This window comes from Candidatus Dormiibacter sp., from assembly GCF_050999135.1.
Lineage (GTDB): Bacteria > Chloroflexota > Dormibacteria > Dormibacterales > Dormibacteraceae > Dormiibacter > Dormiibacter spiritus.
In genome coordinates, this window is record NZ_JBPCPN010000044.1 from 1 (window position 1) to 23,276 (window position 23,276).

A 23,276-nucleotide genomic window follows, 5' to 3' on the forward strand; every position below is an offset into this window, starting at 1 on the left:
TACAACTTTGAGCGTTCCCACACCGGACGCAACAGCGCTGGTCGAACGCCCGCCGAGCTTGTCTATGGTGCTCGGAAGATGCGCCTTCGATGATGAGCTACTGTCGCCTCATCCTGTGGGCCGTACAAGCTAGCTCGTCTACGACGCGAGGCGAGATCACGGGCTGGGCGAGATGGGCTTTCGGGTGCTGAGATTCCGAGTGGCCGAAATTGATGAGAACATCGAAGGTGTCAAAAGAAGACCATTGCCGACGCTCTGAGTACATTCGGCTCGGAGGCCCCACCTGCCTCCCCCGCAGCTGCGGGGGGAGGAGACTCCACCTGGAGCGCCTCAACTACTTGGGGATTGGACGGACTAGAGGCTCTTGTCCTCCAGCTCCCAGGCGTGATCCAGGACGTGCCAGGCGAGTCGCCTGACCGCGTAACGAGGCGGCCAGGCGCCGATCGCACCCCCGGTTCCCAGCGCACCCAGCACGGCCGCGCGCTGCTCAGTCCACGGACTGCCCGGTGGCAGCTTGACGCCGATCGTGCGGGCATAGTTCCGTTCCGCCTCCCGGACGTGGTCGACCACGGCGGCCTTATCTCGACCGCCTCCCCGCGGGCCCTTGCGCAGCTGTTCGGAGGCTTTGCGCACAGCTTCGTCAAACGCAGTCCAGCAGCGCTGCAGGAGTTGGCCCAGCCGCTCCGCCTCGGCGGCCGGAAGTGACCGGTCGTCATCCGGTGCGGGCACGCCGGGCGCGCCAAAGTCAGTGGTCGCCGATCCCGGCACCCTGCTCACGACCTCCAGCTTGCCAGCTGCAAAGTCCCCACCCACCACCCTGGCGTACCTCTCGGCGTAGGCGGCGAGGGCTTACAGGGCCGCTTCCTCCCCCTTCTCGCGCCGGCACCAGCCCGGCCACTCGAGAGCTGAGGCGAACACCCAGGTCTTGCCCAACTCCAGATAAACGCGTGTTCGGCATCCGCTGATGATGCCCATTTCTCGTTCGACGAAGAGAGCTCAGATGCTCAGCGCCTTCCTGATGAAGGCTTCCTGGGCGGCGACGGCGTTGCTGAGATCTGCGCCCACGAAGTCGTGATCGGCGCCGGGGAACCACATGACTTCCGCCTGCACTCCCTTCTCTTTCAGGGCGGCGAGGGTCGCCTCGGTCCACTCCCGCGGGATGGTGTGGTCGGCGGTGCCCTGGATGATCAGAACCGGGGGCTGGCCGGCCTGGAAGTAGTTGCGAGGCGAGATGTGGTCATAGCCTGCCGGGTTGCTCTCCGGCGTACCGAGCGCGCCCAGGGATTCCGGCCGGGTGAGCCACCACTTGTGGGCGTTGTCGCGCATGTCGCTACTCACAGGCCCATGCAGGACCACTGCCTTGATCCGGGGATCGACGACCATCGCTATCTGGCTCTCGCCACCGCCGTTGCTGTGTCCTACAAAGGCGATCTTGGTGGTGTCCGCCTGCGGCAGCGAGGGAAGTGAGCCAACCAGGTCCAGCGCCGCGACAGCCTGTCCGAGCAGCGCCGGGAGCTCAGGTGGAGCCGGACCTGAGCCGAGATAACCCGGCCAGTTGGGGGCGACGGCTATGAAGCCGTGCTGAGCCATCGGCTCGCCGAAGATCAGCGAGTCCTGACCTTCGCCGTAACGCTCGGGCGGGATGAAGCCGTGATTGACGACCACCACAGGGAAGGGTCCTGGGCCCTCGGGCAGGGAGATGAGACCTGTCATCGTCTGGCCGCCGCTGGGCCAGGTCATGCGCTTGGTGTGCACTCCCGGGAGGCAGAGGCTGTAGCCACGGCAGCTGACTTCTTCCCCGATGCTGAGAGTCCCACCCTCATGCTTCTGCGCCCGCAGTGTCTCGATGTAGTACGGGGGCAGCGGGGGAGTCGGAGCTGGAGTCGCCGCGGGCGTCGGGCTGGGAGTGGGCCGGGCGGCAGGGCTGGGCCGGGTGGTTGGCCTTGCACTCTGAGCCTGTGGCGAGGCGTTGCTGCAACCTGACAGGAGCAGCAGCAGGACAGCAGGTAGAAGGGCTGAGCGCCGGCCCATGCCAGGCACCCTACCGACTCAGAGCCCATTCTCAGCGGTGGGCTACTGGCTCTCCTCGCGGGCAAACGCCAGCCCGTTGCCGGCAATGCGCCGGCTGCTGAACCAGATCATCAGCGCGAGCAGAAGCAGCGCGACGAGCAGGGGGCCGCCCAGCGCCGCCGCGGGCTGGCGGAAGCGACTTCCGGGCAGTGCGGCGCCTCCGATCACAGCCGCCGAGAGATAGAAGAGGCCGATCCTGAGCGTCTGCACCAAGCGCAGGTCGCTGCGCGCCGGCAGCAGCGAGTAGGCGGTGAGCGAGACCGCCTGCGAGATTAGAAGTGCCAGGAAGCTGAGCGCGGCTACCACGGGCAGTCCCCACCAGGGCCAGCCGGTGAGCAGTGCCACCGTCCCGCTGAAGATCAGGAAAGGCGCCCAGGGCAGCAGGGTCCGGACGGCAATGAAGAGCAGCAGGCGGCGCCACAGCGGCACAGGGGATAGCCACCAGAGGGGGTTGGACAAGTCTGGCCCCAGCCCCATCGACATCCTCAGGATGGCCAGGAAGAGCGCACCTCCGGCGGCGAGCGAGAGGAGGCCAACGCGGGTGCCGCCCTGCGTCCGGCTGGCGGCAGCGCCCAGGACAACGGGGCCGAGCAGCCCCAGCAGCACCAGCCAGGGTCCGAAGGGGCGGCGCCTCAAGGTGAGCCACTCCTTCCAGGCAAGGGTCAGGGAGCCGCCCGGAACCCAGCCGCCGGAGGTCCTCACCGCGCGCGGCGCACGCCGGCTCTCACCGGAAGCAGCGGCCGACGGGCGACGAAAGAGGTCCCCCCGCAGCATGCTCCGCCGCGCCTCAAACATCCGGGTCGAGCGCTGCCAGATCTCCGGCAGGCAGTCCCGGGCGACGCCGCAGGCAAACGCGACAAGAGCCAGACCCAAGCTCGCCAACCCCAGCAGAGCCAGCCGGCTGCCGCCGAGGGCTGACAAGAACCAGCCTCCCGGCGGCGTCGCCAGCGCCAGCCGCTGCTGGCCCGGGTCAGGCGGCGAAAGTACGTAGCTGGCTGCTCCCATGAGCAGGGCGGCCACTCCGACAGCCACCAGCCCGATCGCGACAATTCGCACCTGTCGCGGCCAGCGGCGGCTGGCGCTGAAGCCTGTCAGCGAGAGGCCCGTGCTGAGCCAGGCCGCCGCGATGACAGCCGTCGCCAGCGAGCTCAGTCCCGCCGCGCCGGTCCCGAAGAGGGGGACTGAGATCAGGAAGACAGCCAGGTAGAAGGCGGAGACCAGAACCAGGCGGCGAGCGCTGCGCAGGGCGAGCCAGGACATCACGGTCCGCGAATCCAAGCCGGAGCCGATCAGAAAGCGGGCATCGGCCGGCGACTGGAAGCGGAGCGGCGAGCGGCGGCTGCCCAGCAGCAGCAGCAGGCCGGCGGCTATCAGTCCCAACCCGGGGGCGACTGCGATGGCCGCCGTCACAACGGGAACCAGTACCGCCTGAGCCACAGCATCGTCGCCGGCCGTGATGTCCTGGCGCGGGCGGGAGCGGTTGGGGCTCAGGGTCGCCGCCAACCTGCCGAACAGCGTCGGCAGCATGACTATGAGGAAGAGCGACCAGGGCAGGAGCCGGCGGGGATTGCGCAGAATCGCGCGCACCCGATTTCGCGCCAGGCGCCACTCCAGCCAGAACAGCGCAGTCCACGGCGCCGGCTCCAGCCCGGCCAGCGCCGAGCTCATTCGACTATGTCCAGGAAAGCCTCTTCCAGCGAGCCCTTGCCACGCTCTCGGAGGAGCTCGGGCAGGGTCCCTGCAGCCAGGCAGCGGCCCTCTTTCAGGATCAGCAGATGGTCACAGTAGGACTCCACGCTGCTGAGCAGATGAGTGCTCACCATGACCGCTGTGCCCTGCTCCCGCAGCTCCAGGATGATCTTGCGCAGTTCGCGCTGGGCGCTCGGGTCGAGGCCGATCATCGGCTCGTCGAGCAGCAGAACCGGCGCTCCGGCCAGGACCACGCTGGCCACCAGCAGCTTCTGCCGCATGCCCTTGGAGAGTCCTTCCGCCAGGGTGTCGCGCTCCGCCGCCAGCGCCAGCCGTTCGAGCAGGCCGTCCCCTCGATCCTCCCAGCCTGCCGGCAGCCGGCAGCTCTTGGCGACGAAGACCAGGTGCTCCCAGACGGTGAGCATGCCGTAGATCTCGGGCGTCTCCGGGATGAGGGCTACCCAGCGGCCCCGCTCGGGTCCCAGCTCGCGGTCCTGCCAGGCGATGGAGCCCGAATCCGGGCGCACAAGCCCCGCCAGGCACATCATGGTGGTGGTCTTGCCCGCCCCGTTCGGGCCCAAAAGCGCGACGACCTCGCCCCGGGGAAGTCGGAAGCTCAATTGGTCCACGGCCAGCTTGCCGCGGTAGCGCTTGCTCAAGTCGCTGACCACCAGACCGGGGCTGGCGGAGGCCGGAAGCACCTCAGCCGGGCTGGCGCTCAAGCCGTTCTGAGCGCCAGGTAGTCCGAGGTCGCGTTGAGGAAGCTGTCGACGACGGCCGGCTCCGCCGCACGGCCCATGTGGCCGACTCGGAACGATTTTCCGTAAAGCCGACCCAAGCCTCCGCCCAAGCGCAGCCCCCGCTCGCTGCGCATCCACTTCTGGTAGCGCGCGACGTCCATCCCGGGTCGGCTCCAAACCGCCGTGCAGAGAGGGGACGCGTAGGGCGGCTCCACGACCATGCTGAAGCCCAGTTCACCGAGGCCCTCCCGGACGCGGTCCGCCGCCCCGGCACAGCGCCGGTGGCGCTCCTCCAAGCTGCTGTCGAGGATCTGCTTCACCGCCACCGCCAGGGCATCGATCACGTTGGTCGGCATGGTGGTTGGGTGGGGGTGGATGGGGCTCTGCGTGCGGGGTGCGTCACGCCAGTTGCTCAAATTCAGGTACCAGCCCGTGCGCTTGGGCCGGCCGTCTTCGACCGCCGCCCAGACTCGATCGCCGACGGCCAGCGGCGCTATTCCGATCGGGCCGCCCAGGGCTTTGTTCGCCACAGTGCTGCAGATGTCGATGCCCCAGTCATCCATTTCCAGCTCCACGCCGCCCAGCGAAGAGATGGCGTCGACCAGCGTCAGCAGCCCGTGCCGGCGGCCCAGCCGGCAGATCTCATGCACAGGGTTCAGCAGGCCGGCACTGGTCTCGTGGTGCACGACTGCCAAAAGACGCGCGGCCGGATGCCGCGAGATGGCCGCCTCGACCAGCTCCGGCAGCACCGGATAGCCGACCTCCGCCGTGACCAGGTGAACCTGCAGTCCGAGCGCCACTGATAAGTCGCGCAGCCGCTCACCGAACATGCCGTTGGAGCAGACGATCACCTCGTCGCCGGGGGCCAGCGCACTGGCCAGGGCCGCCTCGTTGGCGGCGGTCCCGGGCCCGAAGAGCAGGAACACATCGCCCCGCGTCCGGAAGATCTGCCTCAGGTTTTCGGTGAGAAGGGCATAGTCGGCCGCCCAGTCTTCGCCGTAGTGGGCGCGCACAGGCATGCCCAGCGCCTCCAGAACCTCAGGTTCCACGCTGACAGGGCCCGGGATCAACAGCAACTCGCGCCCGTCCATGCGGGTCAGTCTAAAGATCAACCGGGAGCGCCTCGCCTGCCTGAACAGGCCTCGCAATCATGCCGAGGATGCGGTAAGCTGCGCAAAATAGTCAGTAGGTCACTATTGGACTCAAGGAGAAGCGATGAAAGACAAGATCAAGGGCAAGGCTGAGGAAGTCAAGGGCAAGGTCACCGGCAGCAAGAGCGAGGAGCTCAAGGGCAAGGCTCGCCAGGGCGTGGGTGATGTGAAGTCCACGGCCAAGGAAACCAGCTACGACGCGGAGCGCAGGGGCGACCGCAAGATCTGACGTTTCGGTGCCCTGAAAAGGTCCGGCTTCCGCCGGACCTTTTTTATTTTCCGCCGGTTTTCAAGTCGAGCCGGGTATCGAGCTCGATCAGGCCGGCCAGCAGAACCTCTGCGCCGACCACGCATTGCTCGGGCGTGCTGTACTCCTGCGGCGCGTGGCTGATCCCGCCCCGGCTGGGGATGAAGAGCATGGCTGACTCAGTGATGGCGGCCATCGGCATGGCGTCGTGGCCGGCCCCGCTGGGCAAAAGTCGGTGCGTGTAGCCCAGCAGTTCACATGCAGCCTCCAAGGCGCTCACAACCTGAGTGGAGGACTTCACAGGCGCGGCAGCCGAGACTCGATCAGTCTGCGCCCCACGTTGCACAGCCGTACGTAGCAGGCGCTCCTCAGCCCGGTCGAGCAGGCGATCGTCCAGGCTGCGGATCTCGAACGAAAGCTCGACGCGACCCGGGATGACGTTGCTCGCCCCCGGCAGCACGACGAAGGTGCCGACCGTGGCCACGAGTCCCAACTCACCACCGACCCGCTCGACGTCCAGCACGAAGGGGACCGCCTTGACCAGCGCATCATCCCGCTGATCCATGGGCGTGGTGCCTGCGTGGTTGGCCTGGCCGGTGAAGATCACCTGGTAGCGGCGGATGCCGACGATCCCTGGCACCACAGCCACCGGGATGCCAGAGCGATCGAGGCTGGCGCCCTGCTCGATGTGAAGCTCGAGGTAGGCTGCCAGGCTGCCGGGTTCCCGCCGGGCCGCAGCCAGGCCCCGCCAGTCCAGTCCCGCAGCAGCGAGGTGCTCCGAGACCGGCCTGCCGTCCCAAGCGGGAGCGGCGCCAAAGCCCTCCTCCAGCTGCCCGGTCAGCGCGCGGGAGCCCAGCAGCCCACCACCCATGGTCGCCTCTTCGGCGGCGAAGTCGATGATCTCCAGCGGATGGCGGAGACGCGTGCTACTCGCGCTGAGCGCCCGGGCGCAGGCGACAGCGGCTGCGACCCCCAGGGTGCCGTCGAGCGGGCCGCCATTGGGCACCGTGTCGGTGTGCGAGCCGAGGGCGATGGGTGCGAGGCCATCGGCCGTCCCCTGTAGCACTGCGCTGACGTTGCCGGCCTCGTCTTTGCTGACGCTGAAGCCCAGCTCGCGGAGCCAGTCAGCGACCAGACGCCGGCCAGCCATGTCGGCCGGCGAGTAGGCGACCCGGTTGGTGCCCGGTCCCGGTTCGGCGCCCAGCCGGTTCAACTCCTCGATGTCCCGGAGCAGACGCTCGCCGTCGATGGCCGTCCGCGTCATCGAGGTTGCAGCGGCCTGCCGCGCCGGGCGGCTGGAAACCCCGCGCTCGACAGACGCAGCTCACCGTAGAGCCCTTCAGTCGGCGCTGGCACCGTTTTCAACGTCGGCTGGACCGTCGTACTGGAAATGTCCGCGAAGAGCTGATTCTGGTTGCGGTGCCAAGCCGCGCGCCGCGCCTCCGCAGCGCACGACGTCTGCGGTCCGACCCTGACGGAATCAAGCAGCTGCTGACGGATTACCGCTGCTGGATGCAGTCATGGCTTTTGAGGTTATCTGTTGCAGCGCCATCGCGGGCCATACCCTGGATACCCCTGGGCGTGGGAGCTGCCTGGGCGGCGCTGCTGGCGCTGTTCAGCAATTTGCGCCTCGAGCGTCTCTCGATCCCTGCTTTCGACACCGCCTACTTCCAGCAGCTGGTCTGGGGACTGGCCCATGGTCACCCGTTTCAGGCCAGCTTTCTGCAGGGCAATTTCCTGGGTCTGCACTTCTCGCCCATCCTCGCCCTGCCCGCCCTTCTCGAGCTGGCAGTGCCCGGCGCCCAAGCGCTGACCCTGGCCTCGGCGGCGGCGCTAGGCCTGGTGGCGCCGACAGCCTTCCTGGCCTGCCGGGAGATCCTGCCCAAGACACCCACGGGGACCGGCCTGGCAGTCGTGCTGGCCACTGTCCTTCCCTTCACGCCTCCACTCCAAGAGGCCGCTTGGTCTGGGTTTCACCCCGAGGAATTGGCCCTGCCCGCACTGTTACTGGCAAGCTGGGCCATGCTGTCCGGACGGCGCGTTATGGCCGTGCCGCTCATCGGTTTAGCCCTCTTGGCAAAGGAGGACCAGGCCTACCAAGTAGCCGTTCTGGGAATCCTGTTGGCGGCGGATCGCGGGCACCGGCGCATCGGCCGGCTGATCGCGGGGGTCGCCCTGCTCTGGGGGGTGGTTCTCCTTCTGCTGGTGATGCCGTGGTTCCGGCAGGGCATGGTCACCGACACCGCCACTTATTACTCCTGGCTCACGGTTGGTGGGCCAGGTGCGATCTTCAGCTCGGAGCGGCTGAGCGAGATGGGTCGGTTGCTCCTCCAGCCACAGGCTTGGCGGGCGCTTGGGCTGACCCTCGTGGCACTCTGCCTGCTACCGCTGCTCCGACCCCGTTTCGCAGCACTGGCCGCCCCTCCGTTGCTGGTGGCCCTGCTCAGCCTGCACCAGCCACAACCTCAGCTGCAGCTCCAGTACGCGCTGCCCGTGGTCTTTCCCCTCGTCCTGGCCGCGGCGCTGGGGGGCAGGCGTCTGCTCCAGGTCTGGCAGCCGCGCGCTGTTGCGGTGGCGGGGGCAGTGACGCCTGGCGTGGTCGTGGCGCTGGCGGGCAGCCTGGTCCTGCCGCTGTTCGCGTACATACAACGGCCGGAGCCCAGCGAGCTGGGTGGCGTACACGCAGCGATGGCCCTGGTTCCAGCGGGGGCCGAGCTCGACGCCGACGATGATCTGGCCGTGGCGGTCGCTTCCCGCCGAGAGCTGCATCTGTTACCCCATACATCACCCACCGCCTTCGTGCTGGTCGACTCCGCAGCAAGGATCCCGGCGTATTCAGACAGGCAGGCGCGAAACCGAAGCGTCGCCGCCTTGCGGCTCGACCGTCGCCTGCTCTGGACCAACGGCCGGCTTGAGCTGTGGAGCCCGGCCGCGTCGGACGGTTGGCAACCTCGCGGGAATCACCGGCCGGTCGGAGGATTGCTCCCCCCGACCATGAGGCGATTTGACCCCATCCCGCCGGACTCCGCGTGACGGATCAGCGACGCCGCCGGCGCCCGACAGCTCTGGTGCTGCTCTCCGGCCTGGCGGTCGGAGCCATCTTCGACGCAGTCAATCTCCTCCTTCGTGTTCCGCTGGGCGTTCCCTCCCTGCCCGAGGCCATGAGTGACGTGCTGGTCCCCTTCATCCCGGCCAGCGTCTTTGGCCGGCTGCTGAGCTCGCTCGGGCCTTACGGGAAGCCGATAGTCTTTGCCTCGTCGCTCGTCGGGATAGCGCTGGCCATCGGCGTCGCCGTGACTGTCTACGAGCGCTTGGCCACGAGGTGGGGGCTGATCCCGGCTACCACCGCACTGTTTGGCGCGGGCTGGGTTCTCCTGAGCCTGCTCTTCTGGACGGTCCTCGATGCCAACGGCTACGGCGGCACCAGCGCCATGCGCCGTCTCCAGGCGCTGGCGGACTTGGGGATCAGCGTCGCCGCCGCAGCAGGTTCAGCCCTACTCCTTGTCGGTCTGACTGGCGCGGGTGCCGAGCGAGAGTCGAGGCCTGTCGACCCCGGCCGCCGCCGCGTCGTAGGAGGTGTGGGTGCCGCGCTGGCCCTGCTCGTGGTCGGCGGGACTGGCATTGTGGTCTGCGTCCGACAGCTCGTGAAGCTATCCAACCTTGGCTACGAGGGTTATGGCACGCCCGCCTCGGCGCTGGGGCCGATCACCCCCACAAAGGACTTCTACGTCGTCTCCAAGAACCTGATCGACCCGACGGTAGACGCGGCTCGCTGGACCCTGGTGATCGAGGGCCAGGTCAATCGCCCGCTGACCTTGACCCTGGCCGATCTCCAGGCGCTGCCCCAGGTGGAGAGCATCGCGACGCTCGAGTGCATTTCCAATGGAGTGGGCGGTTCGCTGATGAGCACAGCCCGGTGGGAGGGCCCGAGGCTGATGGACGTCCTGGCGCCTGCCGGAGTCAGCGGTGAGCCGAGCCACGCCGAGCTCAGTGCCATCGACGGCTACTACGACTCGGTGCAGGTCGAAGAGTTAGCGACTCCGGGCGCCATCCTAGCCCTGCGCATGAACGGCGAGCCCCTTCCCGATCGCCACGGATATCCCGCACGGATAGTGCTTCCGGGACGGTACGGGGAGAAGCAGATGAAGTGGCTGACCCGCATCCTGCTGACTGATAATCCTCGGACAGGCTTCTACCAGCGGCAAGGTTGGAGCGAGGCGGGGACCGTTAGGACCTGGTCGCGTTTCGACAACCTCAGGGATGGCCAGCGTCTGGTGGCGGGGCGCGACTACCTGGTCTCGGGACACGCGTTTGCCGGCAACCGGGGTGTGGCCGCCGTCCAGGTGAGCACAGACAATGGCGCCTCTTGGGTGGATGCCCGCCTGCAGGAGGTGATCAGCCAGAACGCCTGGCGCTACTTCGAGTGGACGTGGCCCGTACCGTCGACCGGGCGCTACGAAGCGGTGGTTCGCGCCCGTGACGGCAGCGGGGCCTGGCAGGAGACCAGCTACGAGGACATAGTCCCCAAAGGCTCCAGCGGCCTGCACCGAGTCAGCGTCTATGTGGCGTGACGCGGCCGCCGCCAGGAGGCACCTGGATCGCCTGGCTGGCGCCGGCCGGATTACGGGCTGGGGGTTGGAGTGCTCGATCGCGTACCTTGCCGCGCGCCGGCCGACCATGAGCTACAGGATGTACAGGGGCGACGATGCCGAGGACCTCAACCTCGGGGCCTTCATCCGCGAGGTGGCCAGCCGGGGAGCGCAGATCGCAGTGTCGGAGGCCGAGGGGTCCGTCGCCGCGCATCACGGGTGGCGGCCTCCTGGTGATGGATTTGCGACCCGCGGCGTCTGGCGCAGCCGCCAGGTGGTTCTGACCATCAGCTTTGCCTCGGACCGAGAGCTGCGCTTTGCAGCCCAGGTGGTCGCTGAGCGGTTCACACGCAGGGCTGAAGCCGGACACCTCCCCGGGTCCTGGTGGGTGCCCGACGCCCGCGTCAGCGGCACGCCCAACTGCCCACCCGGCATGATCCTGGCGAAGGCGTTCACCCGGCGCGCCGGCCGGCGTCACGCGGTCGTGCTCACTCCGGGCGGTCCGGCACCGTTCTGGGGTGCCCGGACGCATCCAGTGTTCCTGCCCGAGCCGTTCGGAAGGTTTCTGCGGGGATGACGACAACTGTGGTTGCGGTCATCCCGGCGCTCAACGAGGAGGACGCGATCGCCGGCGTGGTTCGCCGGCTCCTGGCCGAGCTGCCCCAGCCGGCGACTGTCTGCGTGGTCGACAACGGGAGCACCGACAGGACAGGCGTCAGGGCCGCCGAAGCCGGTGCTCAAGTGGTCAGCGAGCCCCGCCGGGGTTACGGTCGTGCCTGCTTGGCGGGAGTGCGCGCGGCTGGCGGCGCCGAAGTGCTCCTGCTGCTGGACGGCGACGGCGCTGATGACACCTCGGCGGCTCTGACGGTGCTGGAGCCTCTGCTCGCCGAACGGGCGGACCTCAGTGTCGGCGCTCGGGTTGCGGCTGACCGAGAAGCCGGCTCGATGACCCCGCAGCAGCTGCTGGGGAACCGCCTTGCTGCGGCGATCCTGCGCCGGAAGTACGGGTTGGGCGTGAGCGATCCCGGGCCAATGCGGGCGATCCGCCGGGAAGCGCTCCTGACGATGGCGATGAGCGAGATGAGTTACGGCTGGACCATCGAGATGACCGCCAAGGCGGCCCGCCTCGGGCTGCGCTACGTCGAGGTGCCCGTGGCCTACCGGCGCCGCGCCGGCCGGTCCAAGGTGGGCGGCACGCTTCGCGGCAGCGTCGGCGCCGGGATCTCCATTCTCCGTTCGCTCTGGCGCTGCAGGAATTGGGAGCCGGTCGGCAGCGCGTAGTGGTGGTGACATCCCCGGTGCTGTACATAGCCGCCAAGCCTCCGGTGGCGGGCTCCGTCAAGACCCGTCTCGCCCGCGCCATAGGCGACGATGCTGCGAGCGCGCTCTATGCGGCATTCTTGGACGACATTGCGGCCGAGGTGCGCGGCGCCGGCCTCCCCGCCGGCTGGTTCCTCCCGCGGACACCGGCTTGGCAGCCGCCGGCGCTCGGTTCGCGGCAGGTAGCTACCCACTGGCAGAAAGGCGATACGTGGTCCGAGCGGCAGGCCAATCTCTTCCGCGACACCTTTCGGGAAGGCGCCGCCGCGACTGTCATCGTCGCCTCCGATTCACCCCAGCTTGTCGGCCCAGGCATGCGCGCTGCCCTGGCTGCGCTGGCAGATGCCGACGTGGTGCTGGGACCGGTGCTTGACGGTGGCTACTACCTGCTCGGATTGGGGGGCGATCACGACGTCGTGCGCGGCGTCGAGTTGAGTACCCGGAGAGCCTCTGCTGACATCGTCGAGCGTGCGCGCCGGTTGAACTTGGACCTGCAATTCCTGCCGGAGACGTTCGATGTCGACGAGGTCGCCGACCTGGAGCGGCTGGCTGCGGTGGCCGCCGTCCTCCCGCATCTGCGGGCGACGCGGGCTGCTCTGGCCGCCGTCAGTGCAGACACCCAGGCTCCGGTGCTCAGCAGCCGATGAGCGCCGAGACCGCCCTCGTGACCGGCGGCGCCGGGCTGATCGGCTCGCATCTGGTGGACCAGCTGCTGCACTCGGGTTGGCGCGTACGGATTCTCGACAACCTGGAGCCCGTGACGCACGCCGAGTCAGCGCCACATGTCAATCCTGACGCCGAGTTCATCAGGGGGGACGTTAGGGAGCCAACAACCGTGCGGCGAGCGCTGGCCGGCGTCGACGTGGTTTTCCACCAGGCGGCCTACGGCGGCTACATGCCCGAGGTCGCCAAGTTCATCGATGTCAACGTTGTGGGCACCGCGCGCATCCTGGAGGCCATCCGCGCTGACGGCCTGTCTGTGCGCAAGGTGGTCCTGGCCTCATCGCAGGCGGTCTACAGCGAGGGCGCCGTGAACTGCGATCAGCACGGGCTGCAATTTCCGCCGGCTCGTGCGTTGAATCTGCTCGAGACGGGCGAGTTCGACGTTCCATGTCCTCTGTGTGGCGGCATCGCGCAGCCAGCCCTGACTCCGGAAAGCGCGGCCGCCGGAGGCGAGAACGTCTACGCCGTGAGCAAGTACGCCGAGGAAAGGTTGAGCTTGGCCTGGGGTCTGCAGAGCGGCATTCCGGTAGTCCCGCTCCGCTACTCCTGCACCTACGGCCCGCGGCAATCCCTGGGCAATCCCTACACAGGAGTGATCGCCATCTTTGTGACCCGGATCCTGAACGGGCTGCCGCCGGTGGTTTTCGAGGACGGCCGCCAGACCCGGGATCTCGGGTTCGTGGCCGATGTGGCGCGGGCCAACCTGCTCGCGGCCGTGACCGACACCTGGGACGGCGTCCCTGTGAACATCGGGTCGGGAGCCGCAACCTCCATCCTCGAGCTCGCCAGCCTGCTCTGCGCCGAGTTGGATCCGTCGCTCCAGCCGGTGCTCAGCGGCGAGTTTCGGGTCGGCGAGATCCGGGCGCTCACCCCTGACACCAGCCGGGCCGAAGCCGCCAACCATTTCCCTCGGGTCGGGCTCCGCGAAGGGCTGCGCGCCTACCTCGACTGGATTCGCGCCCAGGACCCCATCGCCGAGTGTTTCAGCAGCGCCGCAGCTCGGCTTCGGGACACCGGGATGCTCCGCCGGACGGCTGCGGCAACCGCCCCTCGCCGGAGCAGCACGATTGGCTGAAGCTCCTCAGGTCGCGGTCATCGGCGGTTCCGGCCTGTACAGGCTCCTCGACCACGCCGACGAGATCCGGCTCGACACCCCTTACGGCAAGACCAGCGACGCTGTGAGCATCGGCAGCCTGGGCGGCGAAACAGTGGCGTTCCTGCCCCGCCACGGACGCGACCACGAACTGGCCCCACACCACGTGCCCTACCGGGCCAACCTGTGGGCGCTGAAGGAGCTGGGGGTTCGGAGGGTCATCGCCCCGGCCGCCTCCGGAAGTCTGCAGCCCGGGATCCTGCCGGGGGACATAGTCATCTGCGACCAGCTGGTCGATCGCACCAGCGGCCGCGCTGACACCTACAGCGCGCCGGGCTGCGTCATCCATGCGTCACTGGCCGACCCGTATTGCGAAGCCCTGCGGACTCTGGCCAGCACGGCCGCCTGCCAGCTCCAAATCCGCGTCCACGGCGAGGGAACCGTGGTTGTCATCCAGGGGCCTCGATTCAGCACTCGGGCCGAAAGCCGTTGGTTCGCACAGTCCGGTTGGGCGGTCGTCAACATGACGCAGTACCCGGAGGTTGCGCTGGCTCGCGAGTTGGGGCTCTGCTATCTGAACCTCTCGGTGGTGACCGATCGCGACGCCGGCGTCATCGGTGATCCCGATGCCCCGCCGGTGACAGCCCAGTCGGTTCTGGAGGTGCTGCGCCAGGGCATGGGCCAGGCGCGTCAGCTGATCAGCGCGATAGTGGAGGGTCTGGACAGCGCGGGTGTCTGTCAATGCCAGGCGTTGGCCGCCGAGGCCAGGATCTGAGGGCCGCAGCAGCGGGTCGTGGGACTCAGGCTTGCAGCGTAGTCATAGCCTGATGCAGACCGGCATCATCCGGCGCGACGATTAGCATGCTGTCCCCGCTCCGGCGCACCAGACCGACTGGAGCGTTACCCACCTTCTTAGCCTCCATCGTCGGCCAGCCGCCAGCCATCGCCGCGGGGATGACACTCACCTCGGTGGTCCCCCGGGGACCTGTGTAGATGATGGTCAGGACCTGGTGCCCCTCGACTGTGGAGACCCTGGCGCCTGTCACCGTCTCGTCCGGGAGGGCTACCACCTCGGCTGGCATCCCCCGACCAGCGGACCAGCCGGAGATTGCGGCGGGATCGGTGCTGGTGAACGCCGCCGGGCGTCCGTAGGCACTGGCAGCATCCCTCATCGCTGCGTCGGCTCCCGGTCCTGGGTTCGCCAGCCGGCCGGGCAGCCCAGCCACAGTGGCGGTAATCAGCAGCAGAACCACCGCCGCCGCCGCTCCGGCGAACGCCAGGCTTCGCCGCCTGACGATCGCTGCCACGAAGGGCAGATTGCTCAGCGAACGCAGCGAATGTGCTGGTTGCGCCGCCGGTACCCGGCGCAGCTCCTTCCCGGCGATCGCCGCCGCGAGCGCCACCTGTGCCTCCCGCTGCCATTGCACTTCGGTCGAACAGTCGTGGCACTGGCGGATGTGCTCGAGGATCGGGGCTGGGACGCCGTCGACCTCGCCGTCGGCGACGGCTCCGGCGTAAATGCGGGCGGTGTCGCAGTTCACGGCAACCCCGCCTCCAACAACAGCTTCACGAGCATCCGCCGGCCGCGATAGATGCGGGACATGACAGTGCCCAGGGGCAGATCCAGTACCTCGGCGATCTGACGGTAGGGCATGCCCTCCCCGGCGTAGAGACGAACTGGCACCGCGTGCTCGGGCTTGAGCTGAGCCAGGGCGTCGAGAATCGCCTGCCCCTCGAAACGCCGCATAACTGTTGGTTCGACTGACAGGGGACTGACGAGAATGTCGTCGTCGCCCACCTCGGCCAGCGATTGCACGCTGGGGCGCGTGCGCTGGGCTCGCCAGCTGCGCTGCTGCAGGCGGCGGCAGATGGTGAAGAGCCAGGCTTTCGCGTTCGTCCCGGGCTCGAAGCTGGCTTCGAATCGGATCGCGCGCTCCAGCGTCGCCTGGGCCAGGTCCTCGGCATCGGCTTGGCTGGCCGTCAGCGACCGCGCGAAACGCATCAGGTTGGGCTGCAGCGCTTCGAGCTCGTCCCGGATGCCCCCGAGAGCCGTCTCCTGGTCCACATGTAGTGCAACCCTCCTCGAACCCCAGCATTCCCATTCGAGGCGAGACTTTTCGAGCCGAACGCCCTGAGGCTGGCCGCCAAATGACTACCTTGAGAACGTGCATCCCCTGAAAGGCGTCTGGAACATCCTCGCCACCCCGTTTCAGCCAGATGGCGAGATCGACGAGCGCAGCCTGAACCGGCTGCTGGAAAGCGTCATCGCGGCGGGGGTCGACGGGATCACCGTGCTGGGCGTGGCGGGCGAGGCGCAGAAGCTGAACCAGGCGGAACGCCGCCGGGTGCTGGAGCTGACGGCAGCCGCGAGCAACGGTCGAGCGCCGATGTGCTGTGGCGTCTCTCAGGACGGCACCCGCGTCGCCGTGGAGATGGCACAGGAGGCGGCGGCCGCCGGCGCGGTAGCGGTCATGGTCGCGCCCCCCACGTTCCTGCAGCCAGGGCCGGCGCTGACGGCGCACCTTCGAAACATTGGGGAGGAGGCCGGCCTCACAGTCGTTCTGCAGGACTTCCCACCTGTCAATGGCGTCACCCTGACGCCTGCCCAGCTGGCGCAGCTGGCTGACGCCGTGCCGGCCATCCAGACCATCAAGCTGGAGGGCCTGCCGACCCCCCAGCGGGTGGCCGAAACGCTGGCTCTGACCGGCGACGCCGTCACAGTGCTTGGCGGCCTGAGCGGGAACTTTCTGTTCGACGAGCTGCGCCGCGGCGCCGCCGGGACCATGAACGGCTTCGCCTTCGCCGAGGTACTGGTCAGGATCTGGCAAGCCTGGAGGGCCGGCGACGTCGACTCCGCGGCGGCCACCTATTTCCACTACCTCCCGCTTCTGGCCACTGAGGCCCAGCCCGGCATCTCGATCGCCGTCCGCAAGCATCTGCTTCAGCTGCGGGGACTGATCGATCACTCATTCGTGCGCAGGCCCGGGCCAGAACTTCATGAAGGGGTGAAGAGAGACCTGGCAGACACCGTGCGACGCCTCGGCGCGCTGGACGCTTTCCCGGTCCCCGATCTGCAGGAGGCGAGGACATGAGCTCGACCCAGACTGAGGTTAGGAAGGCAATCATCGGCGGTGAGCCTGTGGCAGCTGCCGCCACCTTCTCGGTCGTCAACCCTTCGACCGGCGAGCCGCTGGCCGAGGTGGCGCGCTGCGGAGCCAAGGAGATTGACCAGGCGGTCGCCGCCGCCCGGCACACGTTCGAGACAGCCTGGCGGAAGACCACAGCAGTGGAGCGCGCCCGGCTCCTGCGGCGCATTGGGGATCTGATCGAGCGAGACTCGGAGGAGCTGGCTCGGCTGGAAACGCTTGACACAGGCAAGCCGCTCAGCCAGGGCCGCGCGGACGTGCGCGTCGCGGCGCGCTACTTCGAGTACTACGCGGACACTGTGGAGGCGCTCTTCGGCGATACAGTGCCCGGCCCCAGCGACGTGCTGATCTACACGCTCAACGAACCCTTTGGCGTCACCGGTCACATCATCCCCTGGAACTACCCGATCCAGATCTCCTCCCGCACAGCGGCGCCGGCGCTGGCCGCCGGCAACTGCTGCGTTCTGAAACCCGCCGAGGAGGCGCCCCTCACCTCGCTGCGGCTGGCCGAGATCGCGCTGGAGGCGGGGCTGCCGCCTGGCGCTCTGAACGTCGTGCCCGGCTTGGGTGAGGAAGCCGGGGCGGCGCTGGCCGCGCACCAGGGCATCGACCACCTGGGGTTCACTGGCTCCGTCGAGGTCGGACGGATAGTGAGCCGGGCGGCCGCCGAGAACGTCATCCCGGTGACGCTGGAGCTGGGCGGCAAGTCGCCCAACCTGGTGCTGGCGGACGCCGACCTGGAAGCGGCGGCTCCGGTGATCGTCAACTCCATCATCCAGAACGCCGGCCAGACGTGCTCGGCGGGCTCCCGGCTGCTCGTCGCCGAACCGGTCCACGAACGTTTGGTAGGGCTAGTGGCCGAGCGGATGAAAGCCATCAGCATCGGCCCCGGCCTTGACGACCCCCAGCTGGGTCCGCTGATTTCGGCCGGGCAGCGAGACCGCGTCCGGGGTTTTGTCGAATCAGTTGGCTCTGGCGTGCGCCTGGTCTGCGGCGGCTCGCCGCCCGCTGACGAGAAGCTGAGGGACGGCTATTTCTTTCAGCCCACGCTGTTCGACGGAGTGGCGCCCGAGTCCAAGCTCGCTCAGGAGGAGGTGTTCGGCCCAGTGTTGGCAGTAACGCCGTTCTCGGACCTGGAGCAGGCAGTGCGCCTTGCCAACGCCACCGACTACGGCCTCATCGCCGCCATCTGGACCACCGACGTGGGCCGAGCCCACTGGCTGGCCCGGGAGGTTCGGGCGGGCCAGGTCTACATCAACACCTATGGCGCCGGCGGCGGTGTGGAGCTGCCCTTCGGCGGCTTCAAGCGCTCGGGCCACGGCCGGGAGAAGGGCTTTGAAGCCCTCCGGGCCTACACCCAGACGAAGACGGTGGCCGTCAAGCTGGCCGGGGGATAGTCGTCCGCCGACCGGCCGCGCCTACCTATCCTCAAGCCATGGATGAAGGAGAGGGGTTGATCGGCCGGCGGCTGCGGCGGGTGGAGGACCCTCCCCTCATCACCGGCCACGGAGAGTACGCAGGAGATCACCGGCTACCGGGGCTGGTGCACCTGGCGGTCTATCGCTCACCCTTCGGGCACGCTCGCATCAAGGCCCTGGATTTGAGCGCGGCTCGCCAGGCGCCAGGTGTGCTGGCCGCCTGGGCGTTCTCGGACCTGCCCCAGATCGCGGACGGTCTGGGCGACTCGGTTGACCCCACGTTCAAGGCGCATCCCCGGCGGGTCCTGGGCGACGGCACTGCCCGCTATCAGGGCGAGCCGCTGGCGGTGGTGGTGGCGGAGACGTCCTATCAGGCGGCCGACGCTCTGGAGATGGTGGCCGCCGACCTCGAACCGCTGCCGGCGGCGCCGACCCTAGCGGTTGCGACCCAGGCACAGCCGCCGCTCGTTCAGGAAGACGTCGCTGACAACCTCATCGGCGAGAGCACGCTTGAGTTCGGCGAAGTGGAGGCTGCCTTCGCCGACGCACCGGTGGTCGTCGCCGAGAAGCTGACTGTCGCCCGCATCTGCGGCGGCTACATGGAACCGCGCGTGGTCACTGCCAGTTGGGCGGAAGGTCATCTGGACGTCTGGCTATCGACGCAGTGGACGTATGGCGTGCGCGACAACCTGGCCCGCCTGCTGGGACTGGAAAAGGAGCACGTACGCGTACGCGCCACCGACGTAGGTGGTGGCTTTGGCCCCAAAGGCGAGGTCTACCCGGAGGAGATCTTGGTAGGGCTCGCCAGCCGCAGGCTGGGACGCCCGGTCACCTGGACGGCGAGCCGGACCGAGGACACGCTGAGCACCGCCCACGCCCACAGCACCAACCTGCAGCTGGAACTGGCGGCCGATCGGGACGGTCACTTGCGCGGCCTCCGCGGGCGCTTGATCCACGACGCCGGTGCATACAGCGCGTCCGGCACCGGCCAGGGCGGCATCATGATGCCGCACATGATCTCCGCCTATCACCTGCCCGCCGCCTCACTGACCACGCAGGTGATTCACACCAACACTGTGCCGACAGGCTTCGTGCGGGGGGGCGCCCGCCCGGTCGGGAACTTCGCCATCGAGCGGTTGATGGACCGCCTGGCTGAGCACTTGGAGCTCGATCCGGTGGAGCTGCGGCGGCGGAATCTGATCCAGCCGGAGGAGATGCCGTACGACACCAGGGTGCCGGCTGGACGCGGGACTGTGGTCTACGACGGTGGCGATTATCCTCGTCTGCTCGACACGGTGGTGGAGGCGTTGGGCGAGGTCCAGGAGGGTCGGCGAGAGGACGGTCGGCTCGTCGGTCGGGCGGTGGTGTGCTGTGTCGAGTCGAGCGGCTTCGGCCGCAAGGAGCCGGCGCGGGCGCGGCTGGACAAGGACGGTCGGCTGCGGCTGTTCGTCGGCTCCACGCCCGGCGGTCAGGGCCATCGCACTGTCGCGGCTCAGGTGATCGCTGAGCGCGTCGGCTGGCCGCTGCAGCAGGTGGAGGTGACCGCCGGCGACACGGACGGATCTGGCTGGGCGCTGCTGACGGCGGGCAGCCGGTCGGCGACCTACGTCGGGAATGCGGCCGCCCAGGCGGGACGGTCACTACGCCGCCGTCTGCTGGAGCGCGCGGCCGAGGTGATGGAGGCGGACACCGCCGACCTGATCCTGGCCGATGGGCGCATCTCCGTTCGGGGTACGCCGGCGCGAGCGCTTTCGGCGCTGGAGGTGCTGCCGGAGGATGGTCTCGAGGTGGTGGAGAGCTTCACGCCCAAGGGGGAGACGGCCTACTCGAGCGGCTGCCATGGCGCACTCGTCAGCGTGGACCCCGAGACCGGCAGCATCGACATCGAGCGCTACGTCATCGCTCACGACGTGGGCCGCTCGATCAACCCCATGCTGGTCGAGGGCCAGCTGCAGGGCGGTTTCGCGCACGGGCTCGGCTACGCGCTCTTCGAGGAGGCTGTCTATGACGCTGAGGGCCAGCTGGCCAGCGCCACCTTCCTCGACTACTCGCTGGCCGGCCCACCCGAGGTGCCCGCTGCCGAGCTTCTGCACCAGGAGACGGCGACCGAGGCGAATCCTGAGGGCTTCAAGGGAGCGGGGGAGAGCGGCACCATCCCTGTGCCTGCCGCGATTGCGGGAGCTGTCGAGAGAGCGCTCCGGCACCTGACGCCTGAGCTGAAGGTGACAGAGCTGCCGCTCAGCCCTGAGCGGGTGAGGTCGCTGATCGGGCCACGGTTCTAAAGGCCGCCTCCCTGGTTAGGTACGTCCAAGTTGACCCGTCTTCTGACCGGCTACAGCCAGCTGCCGAGCCAAGCGGTGAAGCCCGGGATCACCCGATTGACCTGATCGCCGAGGAGCAGCAGGGCGGTGGTGGCCAGGATCGCGACCAAGACCAGGATGAGCGACCACTCCACCAGGCTCGGCCGCTCTCCGTTATCCGCCAACTGCCTCCGTTCCTTCAATGGGAAGTGACTTCACCAAGAGTTGGGCTGATGGTACCGCGGCTGCCTGATACCTACAATGGGCCACTGGTTCGGGGAGTAGCGTAGCCCGGCAGCGCACTTGGCTGGGGGCCAAGGGGTCGCGGGTTCAAATCCCGCCTCCCCGACCAAACTGCCCTTATTTGAACCGGCTGTCGGCAGCCTCGGGCCCTCCTGATCTCGGCCTCGGCCGTTCGGATCTCGTCCTCGTTCGACGATGGCTTCAAGGGCTTCAGCTCACCGCTTTCTTCACGAGCGCGCCGATCCTTGCCTGGTCGGCGGCGGTCAACTTTGTCAGAGCGTACGCGGACGGCCACATGGCGCCTTCGTCGAGGTTCGCCTTGTCGCTGAAGCCCAACGTCGCGTACCTGGTCTTGAACTTCTGCCCGCTTTGGAAGAAGCAGACGACGTTGCCGTCCTTGGCGTACGCGGGCATCCCGTACCAGGTCCTCGGTGTCAGGTCGGGCGCGGTGGCCTTGATGAGGGTATGGAGCCGCTCGGCCATCTCGCGATCCGACTTCGGCATCTCGGCGATCTTCGCGAGCACGTCTTTTTCCCCGTCCGCATGGTCGGCGCGCCCCTTCTTCTCTCGGACGTACTCCTTAATCGCGGCTCGTTCCTCGTCTGTGAATTTCGCGCTGGCGCTCTTGGCGGTCTTCTGCTTGCCTTTCATTCGAGGTTTCCTCCCCTGCGAGTATTGATGGGAACGACCCTCATGCTAGGGTGCCTGCCGCCGCGGCGGCTTCTCGAAAGCTGCTCGATCGCATCGCCCGTAACGCGGCGGCCTGCACGCGGCATCGAACGCGGCCGCGTGCGGCGAGCGTCTCCCGGAAAGTCGTACCGGGGCGCGGGTGTCGGCGGGAATCGCCTGCCAATCGAAGTCATCAGGCGCGTGCTTCAAATAGTGTCCCGCCTCCCGACCACTTTCCTCAGTTCCTGCGCATTCCGAGGTTACGCCGGAAGCCGCTCCCAGCCGTGACTCTCAGCACCCCCGCAATTTCCCGCATCCAGCCCACCCGCGTTCAGAACCCGGTTGACGTCGCGATAGCTGCGAACGGAGCCGTTAATGGACACGTGCACGATAGGTATCGCACCGGCAGGCTGGCAGCCTGGCGGGTTCGCCTCGGAGGTGTCGAAGTTCGTTGTCAAGGGAGCCCGGCTGAGCACCGCCGTCTGGGTCAGTATCAGCGTCGAATGGGGCGCGATCTTCAAACCTGGTTGCCAGATGTCGAAGCGCTGTCCACCGCTGTCAACAGTGACGCGGTCGATGGTGACGCTGGTTCCCGAACGGTTCTCGATCCGGATGGCTCCCGCGTCGAAGTCAGGGCCGACGCCGACGAAGGCAACGCCCGGAGAGCCCATCCAGGGCGAAGGCGGCGGGGCAGCCGGCGCGCCAGTCCGAATCGTGTCGGCGTACGCCGCATAGACCTCGATCGTGGGCGGTGGGGGAGGCGCCGACTGATTCAGGATGACCGCAACTGCCACAGCGACCGCAGCGGCGCCTCCCCCACCCAGCGTTAGAGCGGGCCAGTGCGCCTGAAGCCAGTGGATGATGTGGGCGACCAGGCTTGGCGCCGGCGCGGTTGCCACCGGCAGCGAGGCCAGTACCCGCTCCCGCAGCTCAGGGCTGGGCGGCTCGAAGCCCTCGTACAGTGCGTCGCGAAGAGCCGGCTTGTCGGGACCTATTTCCATGGGATGGAACCCTCCGATTCAGCCAGTACCGGACGCAGGCGTTTGAGGACTCGGTAGAGACGGGTCTTGGTGCCGGCAGGACTCAGGCCAACGACGGGAGCCACCTCCTCGAGCGGTAGATCCAAGCCATAGTGAAGGAACAGAAGCAGTCGGTCGTTTTCAGCCAGCTCACGCACCGCCGTCCTCAAGTCGAGGGTCCGCGCCGTCCGCTCCTCATTCCACCGCCCGACCACATCCAGGTCGGGCAGCCTGATAACGGAGTGCCAGGGGCCGCGCCGCTGCATGCGCGACCGATTGACCACGATCTTGAAGAACCACGCCCGGGCGGATGACTCTTCGCGCAGCTGTCCGATCTTGCGCCAGGCGGTTAGGGCGGCTTCCTGGACGGCATCCTCCGCCTCCTGCCTGTCCCGCATGATGCCGAAGGCGATGTGATACCCGGGCTCGATGAGCGGGCCGATCAGTTGTTCAAAGGCCTCACGCTCTCCGCTCTTCGCCCTACCAAGTAGGTCCGCTGCGGCTGCGTCGCTCACGGTCCCAGGGATCGTATAGATGCGGACACAGGCGGCCTCACGTCATCGGGGCTCTTTTAGGACCAAGAAGCTTTCAAACACCGCCGAAAAAGCTTGAAACCGGCGACCCACCTGATGGCATCGGTTCAGTAGGACGCCTGGAGAGCAATCAATGAAGACTAGCGCTGCGGAAGCCGTGACACGCTGTCAGCGGTCGCCGGCATGGCAGGTCTCTCTCGGGCCATGTCCTGTCAAGTGGTGTATGACGATGTCCACGTCATCCATAACAACTAACTGGCAGCCGCCAGCTCGGGCAACACCTCCCCCGGCGCAGGAACCTGCGCCTTGCTGAGTGACTCAGCGCT

At 67.9% G+C, this 23,276-nt stretch carries 23 protein-coding genes, 1 tRNA gene and 1 pseudogene; 13 read left to right on the forward strand and 12 right to left on the reverse strand.

Annotated features, from left to right (window positions below; translation table 11 throughout):
• Positions 1–151 precede the first annotated feature (151 nt).
• Positions 152–259, forward strand: a pseudogene (locus tag ACR2MZ_RS11090) (hypothetical protein); the annotation flags it as partial.
• 95 nt (positions 260–354) lie between these two features.
• Here the strand turns inward: ACR2MZ_RS11090 and ACR2MZ_RS11095 are convergent.
• The 5 genes from ACR2MZ_RS11095 to ACR2MZ_RS11115 all read right to left on the reverse strand — a co-directional run bounded on the left by ACR2MZ_RS11095 (position 355) and on the right by ACR2MZ_RS11115 (position 5,590).
• Positions 355–816, reverse strand: a complete 462-nt coding sequence (locus ACR2MZ_RS11095; protein WP_434005100.1) for a hypothetical protein — start codon at positions 814–816, stop codon at positions 355–357.
• A 180-nt stretch (positions 817–996) separates the two neighbouring features.
• A complete protein-coding gene (locus ACR2MZ_RS11100) occupies positions 997–2,031 on the reverse strand; it encodes an alpha/beta hydrolase family protein (protein WP_434005101.1) in 1,035 nt (344 codons plus the stop codon).
• A gap of 42 nt (positions 2,032–2,073) precedes the next feature.
• Positions 2,074–3,738, reverse strand: coding sequence for a putative ABC exporter domain-containing protein (locus ACR2MZ_RS11105; RefSeq protein ID WP_434005102.1), 1,665 nt, complete (start codon positions 3,736–3,738; stop codon positions 2,074–2,076).
• Complete coding sequence (locus ACR2MZ_RS11110; RefSeq protein ID WP_434005103.1) at positions 3,735–4,481, reverse strand: ABC transporter ATP-binding protein; 747 nt, start codon at positions 4,479–4,481, stop codon at positions 3,735–3,737. The genes ACR2MZ_RS11105 and ACR2MZ_RS11110 overlap by 4 nt, the downstream gene beginning before the upstream one ends.
• Positions 4,478–5,590, reverse strand: coding sequence for a pyridoxal-phosphate-dependent aminotransferase family protein (locus tag ACR2MZ_RS11115; RefSeq protein ID WP_434005104.1), 1,113 nt, complete (start codon positions 5,588–5,590; stop codon positions 4,478–4,480). The genes ACR2MZ_RS11110 and ACR2MZ_RS11115 overlap by 4 nt, the downstream gene beginning before the upstream one ends.
• A 124-nt stretch (positions 5,591–5,714) precedes the next feature.
• On the opposite strand from ACR2MZ_RS11115, the gene ACR2MZ_RS11120 reads away from it, so the two are divergent.
• Positions 5,715–5,879 (forward strand): CsbD family protein, encoded by a 165-nt coding sequence (locus ACR2MZ_RS11120; RefSeq protein ID WP_434005105.1) that lies wholly within the window; start codon positions 5,715–5,717, stop codon positions 5,877–5,879.
• Positions 5,880–5,922: 43 nt separating this feature from the next.
• Here ACR2MZ_RS11120 and ACR2MZ_RS11125 read toward each other — a convergent pair whose 3' ends face one another.
• Positions 5,923–7,161, reverse strand: a complete 1,239-nt coding sequence (locus ACR2MZ_RS11125; RefSeq protein ID WP_434005106.1) for a Zn-dependent hydrolase — start codon at positions 7,159–7,161, stop codon at positions 5,923–5,925.
• Between the two features lie 263 nt (positions 7,162–7,424).
• Between ACR2MZ_RS11125 and ACR2MZ_RS11130 the strand changes: the two genes are divergently transcribed.
• The 7 genes from ACR2MZ_RS11130 (at position 7,425) to ACR2MZ_RS11160 (ending at position 14,397) form a co-directional block, all read left to right on the forward strand.
• A complete protein-coding gene (locus tag ACR2MZ_RS11130; RefSeq protein ID WP_434005107.1) occupies positions 7,425–8,930 on the forward strand; it encodes a DUF2079 domain-containing protein in 1,506 nt (501 codons plus the stop codon).
• Positions 8,927–10,468: a molybdopterin-dependent oxidoreductase gene (locus ACR2MZ_RS11135; protein ID WP_434005108.1), complete on the forward strand. Its 1,542-nt coding sequence runs from the start codon at positions 8,927–8,929 to the stop codon at positions 10,466–10,468. Before ACR2MZ_RS11130 ends, ACR2MZ_RS11135 begins: the two co-directional genes overlap by 4 nt.
• Positions 10,469–10,574: 106 nt before the next feature.
• On the forward strand, positions 10,575–11,063 hold the full coding sequence (locus ACR2MZ_RS11140) for a hypothetical protein (protein ID WP_434005109.1): 489 nt from the start codon (positions 10,575–10,577) through the stop codon (positions 11,061–11,063).
• Positions 11,060–11,767, forward strand: coding sequence for a glycosyltransferase family 2 protein (locus ACR2MZ_RS11145; protein WP_434005110.1), 708 nt, complete (start codon positions 11,060–11,062; stop codon positions 11,765–11,767). Before ACR2MZ_RS11140 ends, ACR2MZ_RS11145 begins: the two co-directional genes overlap by 4 nt.
• Before the next feature lie 2 nt (positions 11,768–11,769).
• Complete coding sequence (locus ACR2MZ_RS11150) at positions 11,770–12,453, forward strand: TIGR04282 family arsenosugar biosynthesis glycosyltransferase (protein ID WP_434005111.1); 684 nt, start codon at positions 11,770–11,772, stop codon at positions 12,451–12,453.
• On the forward strand, positions 12,450–13,604 hold the full coding sequence (locus ACR2MZ_RS11155) for an NAD-dependent epimerase/dehydratase family protein (RefSeq protein ID WP_434005112.1): 1,155 nt from the start codon (positions 12,450–12,452) through the stop codon (positions 13,602–13,604). Before ACR2MZ_RS11150 ends, ACR2MZ_RS11155 begins: the two co-directional genes overlap by 4 nt.
• Positions 13,597–14,397 carry an S-methyl-5'-thioadenosine phosphorylase gene (locus ACR2MZ_RS11160; protein ID WP_434005113.1) on the forward strand — a complete coding sequence of 267 codons (801 nt, stop codon included), beginning with the start codon at positions 13,597–13,599 and terminating at the stop codon, positions 14,395–14,397. The genes ACR2MZ_RS11155 and ACR2MZ_RS11160 overlap by 8 nt, the downstream gene beginning before the upstream one ends.
• 25 nt (positions 14,398–14,422) lie before the next feature.
• Here the strand turns inward: ACR2MZ_RS11160 and ACR2MZ_RS11165 are convergent, their stop codons facing one another.
• A complete protein-coding gene (locus ACR2MZ_RS11165) occupies positions 14,423–15,163 on the reverse strand; it encodes a hypothetical protein (protein ID WP_434005114.1) in 741 nt (246 codons plus the stop codon).
• Positions 15,160–15,687 (reverse strand): sigma-70 family RNA polymerase sigma factor, encoded by a 528-nt coding sequence (locus ACR2MZ_RS11170; RefSeq protein WP_434005115.1) that lies wholly within the window; start codon positions 15,685–15,687, stop codon positions 15,160–15,162. The genes ACR2MZ_RS11165 and ACR2MZ_RS11170 overlap by 4 nt, the downstream gene beginning before the upstream one ends.
• A gap of 100 nt (positions 15,688–15,787) precedes the next feature.
• Here ACR2MZ_RS11170 and ACR2MZ_RS11175 point away from each other — a divergent pair, with 100 nt between their 5' ends.
• From ACR2MZ_RS11175 to ACR2MZ_RS11185, 3 genes are read left to right on the forward strand one after another with little or no spacing between them, the layout of a single operon-like run.
• Positions 15,788–16,714: a dihydrodipicolinate synthase family protein gene (locus ACR2MZ_RS11175; protein ID WP_434005116.1), complete on the forward strand. Its 927-nt coding sequence runs from the start codon at positions 15,788–15,790 to the stop codon at positions 16,712–16,714.
• Positions 16,711–18,165 (forward strand): aldehyde dehydrogenase family protein, encoded by a 1,455-nt coding sequence (locus tag ACR2MZ_RS11180; RefSeq protein ID WP_434005117.1) that lies wholly within the window; start codon positions 16,711–16,713, stop codon positions 18,163–18,165. The genes ACR2MZ_RS11175 and ACR2MZ_RS11180 overlap by 4 nt, the downstream gene beginning before the upstream one ends.
• Positions 18,166–18,203: 38 nt before the next feature.
• Positions 18,204–20,468, forward strand: a complete 2,265-nt coding sequence (locus ACR2MZ_RS11185; RefSeq protein ID WP_434005118.1) for a xanthine dehydrogenase family protein molybdopterin-binding subunit — start codon at positions 18,204–18,206, stop codon at positions 20,466–20,468.
• Between the two features lie 50 nt (positions 20,469–20,518).
• Here ACR2MZ_RS11185 and ACR2MZ_RS11190 read toward each other — a convergent pair whose 3' ends face one another.
• Positions 20,519–20,671 (reverse strand): hypothetical protein, encoded by a 153-nt coding sequence (locus tag ACR2MZ_RS11190; RefSeq protein ID WP_434005119.1) that lies wholly within the window; start codon positions 20,669–20,671, stop codon positions 20,519–20,521.
• 90 nt (positions 20,672–20,761) lie between these two features.
• On the opposite strand from ACR2MZ_RS11190, the gene ACR2MZ_RS11195 reads away from it, so the two are divergent.
• Positions 20,762–20,838 (forward strand) — tRNA-Pro (locus ACR2MZ_RS11195).
• Between the two features lie 101 nt (positions 20,839–20,939).
• Here the strand turns inward: ACR2MZ_RS11195 and ACR2MZ_RS11200 are convergent.
• The 3 genes from ACR2MZ_RS11200 to ACR2MZ_RS11210 form a co-directional block, all read right to left on the reverse strand.
• A complete protein-coding gene (locus ACR2MZ_RS11200; protein ID WP_434005120.1) occupies positions 20,940–21,380 on the reverse strand; it encodes an iron chaperone in 441 nt (146 codons plus the stop codon).
• 278 nt (positions 21,381–21,658) lie between these two features.
• Complete coding sequence (locus ACR2MZ_RS11205; protein WP_434005121.1) at positions 21,659–22,399, reverse strand: hypothetical protein; 741 nt, start codon at positions 22,397–22,399, stop codon at positions 21,659–21,661.
• Positions 22,390–22,932: an RNA polymerase sigma factor gene (locus ACR2MZ_RS11210; RefSeq protein ID WP_434005122.1), complete on the reverse strand. Its 543-nt coding sequence runs from the start codon at positions 22,930–22,932 to the stop codon at positions 22,390–22,392. The genes ACR2MZ_RS11205 and ACR2MZ_RS11210 overlap by 10 nt, the downstream gene beginning before the upstream one ends.
• Between the last annotated feature and the right edge of the window lie 344 nt (positions 22,933–23,276).